This is a genomic window from Bradyrhizobium sp. ISRA430 (assembly GCF_029909975.1).
GTDB lineage: Bacteria > Pseudomonadota > Alphaproteobacteria > Rhizobiales > Xanthobacteraceae > Bradyrhizobium.
Map to the genome: position 1 here is coordinate 7,682,176 of NZ_CP094516.1, position 13,518 is coordinate 7,695,693.

General features: G+C 59.2%; 11 protein-coding genes and 1 pseudogene. 10 read left to right on the forward strand and 2 right to left on the reverse strand.

Features of this window, described 5'->3' with window-relative positions:
• Positions 1-70 precede the first annotated feature (70 nt).
• Positions 71-1,465 (forward strand): annotated as a pseudogene (locus MTX21_RS36075) (IS1182 family transposase).
• Between the two features lie 209 nt (positions 1,466-1,674).
• On the opposite strand, the gene MTX21_RS36080 reads toward MTX21_RS36075, so the two are convergent.
• A complete protein-coding gene (locus tag MTX21_RS36080; protein ID WP_348637468.1) occupies positions 1,675-2,592 on the reverse strand; it encodes a LysR family transcriptional regulator in 918 nt (305 codons plus the stop codon).
• Between the two features lie 304 nt (positions 2,593-2,896).
• Between MTX21_RS36080 and MTX21_RS36085 the strand changes: the two genes are divergently transcribed.
• From MTX21_RS36085 to MTX21_RS36095, 3 genes are all read left to right on the forward strand, one after another.
• Complete coding sequence (locus tag MTX21_RS36085) at positions 2,897-3,898, forward strand: NAD(P)-dependent oxidoreductase (protein WP_280969205.1); 1,002 nt, start codon at positions 2,897-2,899, stop codon at positions 3,896-3,898.
• Positions 3,899-4,110: 212 nt separating this feature from the next.
• Positions 4,111-5,103, forward strand: coding sequence for an ABC transporter substrate-binding protein (locus MTX21_RS36090; RefSeq protein WP_280969206.1), 993 nt, complete (start codon positions 4,111-4,113; stop codon positions 5,101-5,103).
• On the forward strand, positions 5,100-6,077 hold the full coding sequence (locus tag MTX21_RS36095) for an ABC transporter substrate-binding protein (RefSeq protein WP_280969207.1): 978 nt from the start codon (positions 5,100-5,102) through the stop codon (positions 6,075-6,077). Before MTX21_RS36090 ends, MTX21_RS36095 begins: the two co-directional genes overlap by 4 nt.
• Positions 6,078-6,426: 349 nt before the next feature.
• Here MTX21_RS36095 and MTX21_RS36100 read toward each other — a convergent pair whose 3' ends face one another.
• Positions 6,427-7,752 (reverse strand): MFS transporter, encoded by a 1,326-nt coding sequence (locus MTX21_RS36100; RefSeq protein ID WP_280969208.1) that lies wholly within the window; start codon positions 7,750-7,752, stop codon positions 6,427-6,429.
• A gap of 561 nt (positions 7,753-8,313) precedes the next feature.
• On the opposite strand from MTX21_RS36100, the gene MTX21_RS36105 reads away from it, so the two are divergent.
• From MTX21_RS36105 to MTX21_RS36130, 6 genes are all read left to right on the forward strand, one after another.
• Positions 8,314-8,946 carry a Crp/Fnr family transcriptional regulator gene (locus MTX21_RS36105; RefSeq protein ID WP_280971344.1) on the forward strand — a complete coding sequence of 211 codons (633 nt, stop codon included), beginning with the start codon at positions 8,314-8,316 and terminating at the stop codon, positions 8,944-8,946.
• Positions 8,947-9,240: 294 nt separating this feature from the next.
• On the forward strand, positions 9,241-9,528 hold the full coding sequence (locus MTX21_RS36110) for a hypothetical protein (RefSeq protein WP_280969210.1): 288 nt from the start codon (positions 9,241-9,243) through the stop codon (positions 9,526-9,528).
• A 245-nt stretch (positions 9,529-9,773) separates the two neighbouring features.
• The gene (locus tag MTX21_RS36115; RefSeq protein WP_280970902.1) at positions 9,774-9,908 is read left to right on the forward strand and encodes a DUF1127 domain-containing protein; all 135 of its coding nucleotides are present in this window, start codon (positions 9,774-9,776) and stop codon (positions 9,906-9,908) included.
• A 599-nt stretch (positions 9,909-10,507) separates the two neighbouring features.
• Positions 10,508-11,170 (forward strand): hypothetical protein, encoded by a 663-nt coding sequence (locus tag MTX21_RS36120; protein WP_280970903.1) that lies wholly within the window; start codon positions 10,508-10,510, stop codon positions 11,168-11,170.
• Positions 11,171-11,272: 102 nt separating this feature from the next.
• Positions 11,273-12,844: an RICIN domain-containing protein gene (locus MTX21_RS36125; protein ID WP_280969211.1), complete on the forward strand. Its 1,572-nt coding sequence runs from the start codon at positions 11,273-11,275 to the stop codon at positions 12,842-12,844.
• Positions 12,845-13,096: 252 nt separating this feature from the next.
• Positions 13,097-13,342 (forward strand): hypothetical protein, encoded by a 246-nt coding sequence (locus tag MTX21_RS36130; protein ID WP_280969212.1) that lies wholly within the window; start codon positions 13,097-13,099, stop codon positions 13,340-13,342.
• Positions 13,343-13,518 lie beyond the last annotated feature (176 nt).

Sequence of the window (13,518 nt, forward strand, 5' to 3'; positions counted from 1 at the left end):
ACGATTGACCCTGGCTGCGTGAAAACGACGAGTCAGATAGAGATCGTCTCGGGGTTTTCGGAGACGATCGATGCGACGGTTCATTGAAGGCGCGGATCGCGATCAATCGACGTTGTTGCCGGCATGCCTCGATGATTGGGTCGGTGAGAGCAATCCTGTTCGTGTTGTCGATGCTTTTGTCGAAGCACTTGATCTCGACGGGATGGGTTTTGAGGACATTGAACCGTCGGCGACCGGGCGATCCGGCTATCACCCAGCGGTGCTGCTCAAGCTGTACATCTACGGCTATCTCAACGCATCCAGTCGAGCCGCCGGCTGGAGCGCGAGGCAAGACGCAATCTCGAGGTGATCTGGCTGTTACAACGGCTTTCGCCCGACGACAAGACGATCGCCGACTTTCGTCGCGTCAACGGCCTCGGCATCAAGAAGGTGTGCGCGAAGTTCGTTGAGTTTTGCCGGCGGATGGGATTGCTGACGAAGCGAGCGTCGCCAGCGACGGATCGAAGTTCAAGGCGGTCAACACGCGTGACAAGAACTTCACAAAAGGCAAGGTCGAGCGCCGTCGCCAGCAACTGGAGGAGAGCGTGTCGCGCTATCTCGCACAGCTCGACACGGCAGATCTGCAGGAGCCATCTGAGACTCTCGCCGCGAAGACGGCGCATCTGAAGGAAAAGCTCACCAAGCTTAAGAGCGAGATGCATAAGCTCGAAGCCTACGAAGAGGCGATGCTGGCATCACCAGATCAACAGATCTCGCTGACCGATCCCGACAGTCGGTCCATGGCAACGAGTGGCCGTGGCTCGGACGTCGTCGGCTACAATGTGCAGGTTGCCGTAGATACCGAGCATCACCTCATCATCGCGCACGAAGTAACGAATAGCGGCTCAGATCGCGCTCACTGGCAAACATGGGCAAACAGGCCAAGGCCGTGCTCGGCGTCGACAAGCTCGAGGCCGTGGCCGAGATCAAGGCTTGCGCCGACGCTGATATCCTTGTGACTCTACCGAAGCCAAACACGACCGGCATGGAGGCGAAAGGCAAGTTTGGAAAGCACGACTTCGCTTACCTGGCCAAGCAGGATGTGTATCGCTGCCCGGCTGGCGAGTTGCTGGCATACTGGCTCACAACAGTGGATGGCGAGCGCACCATTCGGCGCTACGTCACGAAAGCTTGTGGGAGTTGCCTACCGAAGGCGCGCTGCACCACGGCCAAAAACCGTGTCATCTCTCGTTGGGAGCATGAGCACGTCATGGAGGATGCCCAGAGGCGGCTCGATGCTGATCCTCAGGCGATGCGTCGCCGTCGCGAGACGGTCGAGCACCGGTTCGGCACGCTGAAAATGCGCATGGGCGCGACGCACTTCTTGACCAAGCGCTTGCCGAAGGTCGCCGCTGAGATGGCGCTGCACGTGCTAGCCTACAACATCATGGGTGCTGGTGCGCTGATCGCGGCGATTCAGGCATGAGGAGGAGTGCTGTCGCGCGTGCCGCCAACCTCATCATCGATCACAGCGGCTCGGGCAAGCCACTGGGCTGGCTTCCGGCGCCTTACCGGAAATTGTGCCATTTCGGCGCCAATCTGGGACCCCACGGGGCTGCTCCAAGCGGTCCCCCGCAAATAAAACGTTTTCACGCGGCCAAGACCCAGACCGGACATGGGAGGACAGGTGACGCCTCAGGCGGGCGCAAAGCCTATGGCCGCTTCTCTTACCAGCTTCAGAAAGTTGCGGACAACAATCGAGCGGTCACCGCGACGGGCCGCGAGGCTGAGCCGCGTTGTGGGGATCACCGGTCCTCTGATGTTGCGGTAGACGACACCCTCCATGAGCGTTCGTTGCATCGAGGCGGGTAGCAGAGCAATTCCGAGCCCGGCCGCAACGAGACCAAAACACGAGGTGATGCCCGGAACGTGTTGGCCGATACGCGGACTGAAGCCAGCCGCGCCGCAAGCTGCGATCGTCGCATCGTACATGCCGGTGCCTGGCGGGCCGAACAGAATGAAAGGCTCTCCGGCCAACTGCTTCATCGAGAGCGCCTTCTCGCCTTTGCGTCGGACCAGTTCGTGGCCCGCAGGGACCGCCACCACCATCGATTCATCGAGCAAAGGCGTAATGACAAGGTGCTCCGGATCGACTCTCGATGTTCGGACGAAAGCGACGTCGAGCTGCTCATCGCGCACCCGATCCAACATTTCTGTGCTGAAGCGCTCCTCGATCGACACCGACACCAGAGGATAAGACTCGCGGAACCTGCGAACGGCAAGCGGCACGAACGGATGAAACGGGCCGCTCGGCATGAAGCCCACGGTGATCCGCCCCAACTCGCCGCGTGCCCGGCTTTGCGTCGCATCGAACGCGTGCCGCAGGCCCGCCAGCACGGCGCGGGCCTCGTCGAGGAACGTGTGGCCCGCATCGGTGAGCTCGACCCCGCGGGCACGGCGATGAAACAGCTGGACCTGCAATTCATCCTCGATCGCCTTGATTTGGCGGCTGAGTGGCGGCTGCTGCATGTCGAGCCGTTCGGCCGCCCGTGTGATGTGACCTTCCTCCGCGACTGCGAGGAAATAGCGAAGCTGCCTGAATTCCATGACCATACCCGAGAGGTATTGGAATTGCCCTTTTCATATCATGGATAGATGCAGGCAGAAAGGCTATCGGTAGACATTGGCTTCAACAATCCGACGGAGACGATCATGCCGGCGATGTCAAAGACCCCGCATTTGACCGACGGTCTTTTCCGCGTCACACGGGTGGTGGCGCGCGCGATCTGGCTGGCGTTGGACCCTGCCGACGAAGCGGCCGCAATACCGCGAAGCCTCATCAAAGGCCCCAATTCGCAAGGGGGGAGCTGGAGGCGCGCCAGCAACAAATGTTTTCAGCCGGATTTTGAGGTCCGTGATGTCGAACAAGAGAGTCGTGCTCTGGCGTCCCATGTATCACCCGATCGGCCACACGCTGCTGTCGGAAGCAGGGGTCGAGGTGATAGTGGTCGACAGCAGCGACGCCGGCGAATTGAAGCAGTCGCTGCACGGCGTAGACGTGCTGTGGGCGCGAGCGCCGGAAAAAGTCACCGCCGACGTCCTTGATGCGGGCAAATCCCTCATTGCGGTCTCCTCTTCAGGGTTCGGCACTGATAACATCGACATCCCCGCCGCCAGCGCCCGCGGCATCGTCGTTTTCAATCATCGTGGATTTGGGCGCGTACCGGTTTCGGAACACGCAATCCTGCTGATTCTGGCCGCCATGAAGCGGCTGGTTTGGGGCGACAAGGGCGTTCGCGACGGCACCGCGTGGGCGGCGCGTTCGGATATGTCGCTGGGCGAACTCGAAGGCAGCACGGTCGGAATCGTCGGCATCGGATTTGTCGGATCTGAACTTGCGCGCAAGCTTGCGAGCGGCTTCGGCTGCCGCGTCATCGGTTACGACCCTTACGCCGATCCGCGGCTCGCTCACCTCGCCAATATCGAAATGGTGTCCGATTTTCGCGACTTGCTTCGCCAGTCCGCCGTGCTCGTGCTGACGCCATCCCTGACCAACGAGACCCGCAACATGATCGGCGCGGCGGAGCTCGCAAACCTCCCAAAGGGGGCCATTGTGGTCAACGTGGGCCGAGGTCAGGTGCTCGACTTCGACGCCCTGGCAGGCGCACTCGACAACGGACATCTGCTTGCAGCCGGGCTCGATGTCTTCCACCCCGAGCCACTGCCGGATAATCATCCGTTGCTTGCGAACGAAAAAGTGACGTTTTCGCCCCACATCGCCGGGAACACGACCGAAGCGACGATCGGCCTGGCCCGATCCGCGGCCGAACAGATATTGGCTTGCCTCAAAGGCGAGACACCGAGGTTTGCAGTCAACCCGCAAGCTTGGAGCGGAACGGCGTCAAGACGGCCAGTATAGCGTCGATGTGTACAGGTCCGGTACTGGCCCGACGGCGAAGTTCGATGCGCTTTTGGGAAAGTCGGCTTGTCAGGGTGGACCGGAAGCCGCGATCCCGCGCAGCAAGGGCTCAGTTTGACCCATCTCTGCCATTCGCCGATTAAGTGCTATGATGTACATGGCGACATGCTTACCGCGATGCGGCGGGGCTATGATGCCCGCGAGGGATGGTCATGAGGCGGCGCAACTTTATCACGCTGCTTTGTGCCGCTGGCGTTGCAGGGTGGCCGCTCGTGGCACGTCCGCAAGACAGACAGCGGCGCATTGGAGTGCTGTTGGGGCGCTCGTTCGCGGACGCTGAAGGAAAGAAACAGGCCCAGGCGTTGGAGCAAGGGCTTTCGCAGCTTGGTTGGAATAGGGATCGCAACATCCAGGTTGAATACCGCTGGGCTGGTGGCGATCTTGAACGGACCCGAACGCTCGCGAAAGAGCTGGTCAGTCAGCAGCCTGACGTCATTGTCGCCCAGAACACGGCTATAGTAACGGCATTACTCGGCGAGACACGCGCCACTCCCATTGTTTTCGTGCAGGTTACCGATCCAGTCAAAAGCGGCTTTGTTGCTAGCTTGGCCAGGCCTGGCGGCAATGCCAGTGGCCTCGTAGACCTGGAGCCATCACTTGCGGGAAAGTGGGTGGATCTATTGAAGCAAATCGCGCCCAGGCTCGCACGGGTTCACTGTATTTTCAACCCGGAGACCGCTCCGGGAGGCGGATCATATTACTTGCGCCCGTTGGAGGCAGCTGCAACATCGCTGGGTATCCAATCGATCGCTGTGCCAGTGCGCGATACTGCCGGGATCGAACAAGGGATTGCCGCGGTTGCCGGCGAACCCAATGGAGGGCTCGTGGTGATGCCAGATATCTTTAATGGCATCCATCACGAGTTAATCATCTCGACGGCGGCCCGAGACCGTGTTCCCGCAATCTATGCTTTCCGCTTTTTTGCTTCAGGCGGCGGATTGATGTCTTATGGTATCGATATCCTTGATTTATATCGGCGAGCCGCAGCTTACGTTGATCGCGTCCTGAGGGGCTCGCAAATCGCCGATCTTCCCGTGCAGCTGCCGGTCAAATTTGAACTCGTGATCAATTTGAAAGCTGCGAGAGCGCTTGGCGTCGACGTTTCTTCATCGCTGCTTGCTCAAGCCGACGAGGTGATTGAATGAGACGATTGGCTTGCCTCGCATTTGCACTCTGGGCGTTCGGACTGTCAGCAGGCGCGCACGAGCAGCAGGCCAGCAGATCCTATCGCATAGGATATCTTGGATTCGGCGCGCTAACTTCAACGCTTCGCGAGGTCTTTGAGCGCGAGCTTCGTGACCTCGGATGGATTGAAGGACAGAATATCTTTATCGACTACCGATTTGCCGATGGCGATCGTGACAGGCTGCCGGGCCTCGCGGCGGAGTTGGTCAAGCTCAAGGCGGACGTTGTCGTTGCATCACCGACGCCGGCAGCGCAGGCCGCGAGGAACGTCACACAGGCGATCCCTATCGTGGGCATTGGGCTCGACAACCCTGTCCGGCATGGCCTGATTGCGAGCCTTGCGCAGCCAGGCGGCAACGTCACGGGCCTTTCATATAGCGATGGTCCGGAGATCTTCCGCAAGGACTTGAGCCTGCTGCACGAGATGGCTCCGAACATCCGCCATGTCGCCGTGCTGTCGAACTCAGCCAGTCCGAACCATTTGGTGGCGATGGAAAATATTGAGGCCGCGGCCAAGTCTCTTGGACTTGAGCTCTTGCTTCTGGACGTCGACGCGCCGGACCGGTTCGAGATCGCATTCGCAACGATGGCTCGAGAGCGGGTGCAGGCGCTGTTTGTATTTGGTGACCCGATGTTCAGTGTCTATCGATTTCGGCTCGCCGAGCTCTCGGTCCAATACCGGCTACCGACCGTCTATACTAACAGACCTCACGTCGATGCCGGCGGGTTGATGTGTTACGGGCCGAGCTTCCCCGAGCTTTGGCGGAGAGCCGCGGCCTATGTCGATAAGATCCTCAGGGGAGCCAAACCGGCCGATCTGCCGGTTGAACAGCCGGTCACGTACGAATTGGTCATCAATCTAAAAACCGCCAAGGCGCTCGGCGTCGAGGTGCCCCCAACCCTGCTTGTCCAGGCCGACGCGGTGATCGAATGAGGCGGGTCTGCTGCGGTGCGTGAGTGGCCCCTTCTGCCCATGGCGGTGCGGAAGGTCATGTCAGCTCCGGGAGGTAGACCGGAAGCTATGGGCCATTGCTCGGAAGGGTGCTGTCGACCGCACAACACAGGGATATGCGGCGCGATGGATAAGCCGGCGCGCAGCTTGAAATCGCCAAACTTGTTGAGGGCCACCGACACGTCGTGCCGGCGTCGGCGCAATAATGGCCCGAGGAAGCGGAGCCCCTGGCCCGCGGGTCCGGCCTTCGGAGGTCGGGACCCATGACTAAACCGGTTCTTTGGTGGATCACGATGAATCTAGGTCTCCGCTGGGACCCCGACCTATCGCGTCAAAGGTGATCGCGCGCGAAATCGCGATCCTTGACGTCCGGCAGGAGCGCTGTGCTGACAATGCTGACGATCGCGCAGCCGAGGATGTAGAGCGCGATGACATAGCCCGAACCTGTGGCGGCCAATAGCGCTGTCGCGATCATCGGCGCCGGCCCGCCGGCAGCCACCGCAGCCAGTTGAAAGCCGATCGAGGCGCCGCTGTAGCGCAGGCGGGGCGTGAATACTTCGGCAGTCAGCGCCGCCAGCGGCCCCCACATCAAGTCATGGAAAAACAATGCGAAGATGGTCGCCATGATCACCAGGCCGGGCACAGCGCTGTTGAGCATCGCGAAATAGGGAAACGCGAAGAGCCCAGTGGCGGCCGCGCCGAAAACATAAACCCGCTTGCGGCCGAGCCGGTCAGACAGATAGCCGGATAACGGGATCGTGAAGAACGATATGAACGAGCCGATCAGAAGCGCTATCAGAATGAAGTCGCGCGACAGGTGAACGACCTGTGTGCCGTAGGGGAAGATGAAAGCAAGGTAGATGAAGACCGGCGCCATCTCGCCCATGCGCACGAGCGCGGTGAGGGCGATCTCCCTCGGTTGGCGTTTGAAAACTTCGACGACGGGCGCGCGTGCCACCCGCTCCTCGGCGATCAGCCGCTCGAAGATCGGCGTCTCGAGAATGCCGAGACGGATCCACAAGCCGATTGCGAACATGACAATGCTCAGCCAGAACGGGACGCGCCAGCCCCAGCTCAGGAATTCTTCCCCCGACATCTGGCTGAACGCCAGGATCGCCAGGGTCGCCAAGAAGAACCCGGCTGGCCCGCCGAGTTGTGGCCAGGCCGCGACGATCCCGTGATTCCGGTTGGTGCGCGCCCACTCCATCGACATCAGGACCGAGCCGCCCCATTCACCGCCGGCGCCGATTCCCTGAACAAACCGCAGGACGATCAGCAAGACCGCGCCCCAAACGCCGATCTGCTCATAGGTCGGGACGCAGCCTACCAGGAAGGTCGACAAGCCAGTTAGCAATAGCGTCGCGATCAGCGCCGCCTTGCGGCCGATGCGATCGCCGTAATGGCCGAAGATCGCCGCGCCGATCGGTCGAGCGACAAAGCCGACTGCGAAAGTGGCGAACGCCTGCAGCGTGGCGGTGAGCGGTTCGGACGACGGAAAATACAGTTTAGCGAAGATGATCGCGGCCATCTGGCCATACAGCAGGAAATCGTACCATGCGATTGTCGTGCCGACCGTGCTGGCGATGATCGCCCGGCGCAAATGGGTGCGGTGCTCGAGCTCGGACACCGGTACGACGGGGATTTCAGCAGCCGTCATTGACGATCCTCCCGTGCCGGGCATCGGCCGGCCGAGGCCAGTAACCGTGTCGTTGCGGGTCGACGATAACATTGGCCGCGGGCCAATGCACTCGGCTACCATCCCACCCTCGCCGCTTGTCCTCGCTGACGAGTTGATCGAGTAGGACCGAGTTCGGCGCATGCACTTCGCTGCACATGCTAAGGTCTCGAACTGGCGCGACCCAAAAATTCGGTGCGTTTCCCTGATGCCGGGTGTCGGGGCGACCGGAAAAACATTTGTTCAATCCGAGTCTTATGGGTCATGATCCGATTCGGACCTTGGCTCTGGTCAGTGCTATCGTCTCGCGGTTGCGATGGCGACGATGTAATTCAATAAGACGTCTGCTCGGCGAGGGAGAGCCGGAGTGCTTGCCCCGATTGTTCTGCTTTTGGAAGCAGTGCTCGTAACATGGGATGATCGGGGTCCAGATTCCCGTCGGCGGATTGAGTCCTATCCGAGGCAGCGAGCCCCATGCACCCTGGCCGGCAGTTGGAGTTTTTAAAGCGCGTCCAGATCCTGGCTGGTCTATCGCAGATATCTTTGGAGGAGCTCGCCAAGACGTGCAGATGGCATACTTACAAACGCGGTGAAGAAATACTTGGGTATCGCGATCCTTCGAACAATGTATTCTTTCTTGTCTCCGGCAGGGTCCGCGCAATCATCCACTCGGCACGTGGGAAAGCTATCATCCTTAGGGACCTTAGGACGGGCGACATTTTTGGTGAGATTTCTGCCATCGACGGGAGCCCACGATCGGCATCGATCGAGGCACTGGAGGTAGCCACCGTCGCGACCCTGACCTCTAGTCAGTTTGAAAATCTGCTGCTCAAGGAGCCAAGCGTCGCAATGGCAACGCTGCGCCACATCGCGGGTGAACTGAGAAGATTGTCGCAACGCGTGCTCGAGTTCAGCACACTTGTTGTGCAAAACCGAATTCAGGCGGAATTGCTCCGTCTGGCGACTGATGCTGATAGAGACGGAGCGCAACCGTTGTTGTCGCCGGCCCCATCGCTTTCCGACATCGCCAACCGTGTTAGCACTCATAGAGAAGCAGTTTCTCGGGAGGTAAGCCGTCTCACTTCGATCGGTCTGTTGCGTCGCGAGGGACGCAACCTGCGGGTCACCGACATCGGCCGTCTAGAGAAGCTTGTGCGCGACATCAAGGGCGAGTAGCCCATTCCTGGCTTCCTGGTGCGACGTGGCATGCGATGCCGGCGATGGGCCGATCCCACCGCTCAGATTTTTTTTCATACATTGGCAAAACTCAACGCCCGGTGCGGTTCCTGGGCGTAGCCTCGCCCCACCGCGGCGACGACCATCATGTCTCTATCGGCTTACCGGAAGGCAAGAGTAACGAACGGAGCAAGCCGATGCATAGGTACTTACATTACGCGCGGGCGAATTGATTTAGGTCATTTTGGAAGTTGTGGTGCGAATATTCTGTTTTGTTTGCAGAGGAGGATTGCCATGAAGAAAATGTTCTCGGTGGCCGCTGTTGCGGCAGTGATGGTAGCCGGCTCCCGGGCAGGGGCCGCAAAGCTTCCAAGCTTTGAATTGAAAGGCCTTCCGATCACGCGACATCAGGTCGCAGTAATGGGAGCGCAAGATGTTAAGGAACAGTCGGCGACCCCAACGCTGATGTACGGCGGGATGCCGGCGTCTGCGCATCAGATCGCTGTCCTGACGCCGCGCCCCAGCATGACGGCGAAGGCAACGGCCGTGAAGCTGACCACAGTCGGCTTGTCAGAGCGATAACGCGACGGCGGGCGCTTGGGTGTGACAGCTTCGGTCGGCATCTGCTCCGTTGCCGTCAAAGCTCATCTTGAGGACTGCAAGTCCCCAACCAGGACAGCGCCGATGATCCGCGTGCCAGGCCGAGTTGGGAATCCGGAGATTGCACAATGAGCACAACATATATTTCAACAGGGTGGGACAGACGCCTCGCTTCTGCCCGGCGCGTCGTCAGCTTCTTGGAAAGACATTGGGAGACGTTTCTGGAAATGCGCATACGCGAGCAGCTACGCGCTGATTTGTCCGGCCTAAGTGACAGGGAGCTGATGGACATCGGTACTTCGCGTGGCGAGATCGACTACGTCGCCTCGAACCGAGGTAGCGATCCGCGAGGCGTCCGATAAACGCAAGGAGAGTGCCATGCCAACTCGTTGTTCGCATCGCTCTCCCGCAGACCACGACCTCGCGATGCGCTTCCTTCAAGTCGATCGCTCCTGGTATGAAAGCTATTGGCTCGAGGAGCACAAGCGGCAATCGGCCGGCATGATCGCTCGAAATGTTACGACCGCAGCGTCGTGCCTTCGCCCAGCTTGGGACCGCTTGGCCTCAGTCCGGCCAGCGGTGTTGGCGATTGCCCTAACGACCAAAACCAGTCCCGGAATACGACAGTCGTGAATCTGCATTTCGTCTCCCTGGCGAGGACGGTCGTATGCTATGTTTTCAGCACATCATTCCTCCTAGGTCTGATATGGCGGACTTACGGACTGCCGCCTGTCATTTGGTATTGGAATACTTGAGCCATTCGGCCCCGCCTTCGGACGCATTTCAAAAGTCGGCCGGGCGATATTTCATTGATGCATTTCCCTCCGTTCTTCCCATTGACCCGGAGGCGGGCTTTTTCTGTCAAGTGTTACCACGAAGCGATTTTCGCATGTCTATTACCAAAAACCGAGCCGCTCCTTATTCGGGTGCAAGGCGGGGTAGCGGTCACTTCATCCTTTCGATGCTCTGTGCAGCCTGCATGCTTCAATCCGCGAATAACGCGTGGGCTCAATGCACCGCCCGCGATGTCTTGCAGAACCAGCTAAAACTCAAGACGCGCTCCGCCCAGCCGCCCCAACAGCCTATCAAGTCCGCCCGCGATGTTGCGACATGGAAGACGATTACAATTGGCACCTTCGCTGACTTGATTAGGCTGCGCAACGACATGGACCGTATGGGCTGCAATATCGGTGGGCAAGCCGCTGAAATTCTTGCTCGACCGACGTTCGCCGTTACCTCTCATAAGACAGATGTGGACCTCGTCGCCCTATCGCCAGCCCAGCTAGGGTTCACGTCCGATACCGTGAGCCTGGCCACGGTTTACGCGCGCGCTCGACAGCTCGGCTTTGAACTTGCTGCGGCCGAGGTCGGCCCGCAATTGCGAATCCAATATCTCGACCAACCCATGGGTGAATTTCTCATCATCGGAATGGAGCCAATCAAGAAGTGGAGCGGCGAGCCGATTATTCTGAATGTGGCAAATGGCGGAGCCGGATTGATCCTAATCGGCCAAGACGGTAGAGCCGGAGCGGAAATACCCGTGACATCTCGTTTTGTTTTCGCGCGGCCCCATCAACCCGCACCCAGCACCGAACTCGAGCAGGCAGCAACGTTTCCACCGTGAACAGGAGCGTCCCGAGCTGAGAAGTTTTACCGGCAAACTGCGACGCCCGCGACGGGCGTGTGCGTTTGCGTTTCAACAACGCACTATGGAAGGAGCCCGGGAATGACCATCGGCAGAAAAATCTGGCTCTGCATGATGCTGGCCGCCGCGATGGTGGCGAGCACATCCGTGGGAGCGCAGCCCCCCGACGACCAAGTGATCATTATGACTCAAAATATCGATCAGGGGAACGAAGCAACTTTAAGGACGGGGACTCCGGATGCGTTTGCAAAGTTTTTCACCGAAACTGTTGACACCAAACCAAAGGACCGGGCGGCCGCCATCGCCAAGGAGATTCGTGCCAACCAACCTGATCTCGTTGCGCTCCAAGAAGTAAGCATCTTGCGCAAAGGAAGTGGTCCCACGCCGAATGACCCCAAAATTGCGGCAACGGAGGTGGTGCACGATCAACTCCAGCTTTTGCGTGATGCGCTTAACGAACTTAACGAGCATTACGAGACTGTTGCCGTCATCCCCAACAGCGATCTGCAATCTTCGACTTCGAGTCCCCTGAACTTCGTTGTCCGCCTAACGGATCGGACCGTCATCCTCAAACGCGCTTCCTCGAACCGTCTCAAGCTGTCGAATGTTCAAGTCGAGGAATACTGGGGCAAACCGGAGGTTGGCCCGTTCCGTACGTTCGGCTGGGGCTCGGTCGATGTTGAAGTCGGCGCCTTTAAGTTCCGGTTCGTAGTAACGCATTTGACACCGCCACAACCTAATCTTCCTGACCCGATAGCCGTTCAGAGGGCACAGGCATTAGAGCTTATTCAAAGCGCGGGGAAACCTGATCTTCCGGGGGGATCCGTTCTTCCGGTCGTGTACGCGGGTGATTTCAACACTGTGGCTGGGCTCGACACCTACAAAATTCTCGTCCACGATTCCGGCGGGATCGACGCGTGGAAAAAGGTGAATCCCATGGCCTTATGCCCCGAGCCCCGCCCCACAGGCGATCACGATCGGGGCGGTTGTACCTGCTGTCAGGCTCCCAATCTTAGCGATCCCACGCCCCAGTTAGACCATCGGATTGATCTGGTGATCGTGCCCCCTAGTATCAACGTTGGGGAGGCAAGGCTCATCGGTACTTTGCCGGCCGACCGCACACCATCGGGATTATGGCCATCCGATCATGCGGGCGTGGTAGTTGGCTTTGTGCCCCAGAGGGGCGGTGACAAAAAATTGACAAATGTGCAGACCGGTAAGTGCCTGACAATTGCGGGAGGGGTGAGTGCCGATAATAATGTAGAGGCCGTCCAATTTACCTGCGACAGTCATCCGTCGCGCAGCTGGAAGATAAACAACGTAGGCGGCGTTGTTCAGATCCAGAATGTGCAGACCGGTAAGTGCCTGACAATAGCGGGAGGGGTGAGTACCGATAATAATGTAGAAGCCGTTCAATTTACCTGCGACAGTCATCCGTCGCGCACCTGGAAGATAAACAACGTAGGCGACGTTGTTCAGATCCAGAATGTGCAGACCGGTAAGTGCCTGACAATTGCGGGAGGGGTGAGTACCGATAATAATGTCGGGGCCGTTCAATTTACCTGCGACAGTCATCCGTCGCGCACTTGGCGTCTTGAAGCAGCGACAATTGGAACGCCTCCTATGAAGTGCTGCGCTAGTGTGAAAGAATAAACAAACCGAAGACACGCGGAAGCTGCGTTTTTCTGTAAAGACTTAGTAATTTTTCACAAGCGCAACCGGCGACCCAGGCCTCTGGGTTTGTTCGCCACTGGTCTTGGCGCGTCGGGTTTGCTCGGGGGGCGCGGGAGGAAAAAACGCGCCAATCAAAGTCTATTTATGAGACGCGGCCGTGACATTCGGCGCAGATCGCGGCGAGCGCATTGCCTTGCGGCGATTGGTTGGGATTGTCCGGGGTCGCGCGGCTTGGCTGCCCTGGCGATGGCGCGCTCGATGTCCCACTGCTTTGCCGCGAAATCAGAGCTCGAGCAGTCGCTCGATGTCCTCGAGGCACACGATGCAGCGACCAAGATGGTTGTGAACCCGCAAGGAATGGCGGCTGGAGAAACCGACACGCAACCAATTGCGGAAGCGGCGTCGCAATTGACGCCACGGGTGCTCTCGCGGGTAAAAGAAAAAAGCCCTGATAGTTCCGCCCACTCGGTGGAGTAAGTCAGAGGATCACTGGGTACAGCGGCGCTGAGCAGGCGCAAATGGTCGCGTTCGATGGCGAGGCCGCGACACCTCGGCTGGAAGTCGCAAACGGGCGCAATGCCTATTCAGGACCAGCGGCGGTGGTGCAAGGCACTCGGCATCGCGGTACCACAATCGCTGCTCGCGCGCGCCGA

Excerpts from the sequence above, each read along its gene's own strand:
- MTX21_RS36085 (WP_280969205.1), top strand. The coding sequence starts at position 2,897 with ATGTCGAACAAGAGAGTCGTGCTCTGGCGTCCCATGTATCACCCGATC.
- MTX21_RS36115 (WP_280970902.1), top strand. The coding sequence starts at position 9,774 with ATGCGCATACGCGAGCAGCTACGCGCTGATTTGTCCGGCCTAAGTGAC.
- MTX21_RS36095 (WP_280969207.1), top strand. The coding sequence starts at position 5,100 with ATGAGACGATTGGCTTGCCTCGCATTTGCACTCTGGGCGTTCGGACTG.
- MTX21_RS36120 (WP_280970903.1), top strand. The coding sequence starts at position 10,508 with ATGCTCTGTGCAGCCTGCATGCTTCAATCCGCGAATAACGCGTGGGCT.
- MTX21_RS36100 (WP_280969208.1), bottom strand. The coding sequence starts at position 7,752 with ATGACGGCTGCTGAAATCCCCGTCGTACCGGTGTCCGAGCTCGAGCAC.
- MTX21_RS36125 (WP_280969211.1), top strand. The coding sequence starts at position 11,273 with ATGACCATCGGCAGAAAAATCTGGCTCTGCATGATGCTGGCCGCCGCG.
- MTX21_RS36090 (WP_280969206.1), top strand. The coding sequence starts at position 4,111 with ATGAGGCGGCGCAACTTTATCACGCTGCTTTGTGCCGCTGGCGTTGCA.
- MTX21_RS36080 (WP_348637468.1), bottom strand. The coding sequence starts at position 2,592 with ATGGTCATGGAATTCAGGCAGCTTCGCTATTTCCTCGCAGTCGCGGAG.
- MTX21_RS36110 (WP_280969210.1), top strand. The coding sequence starts at position 9,241 with ATGAAGAAAATGTTCTCGGTGGCCGCTGTTGCGGCAGTGATGGTAGCC.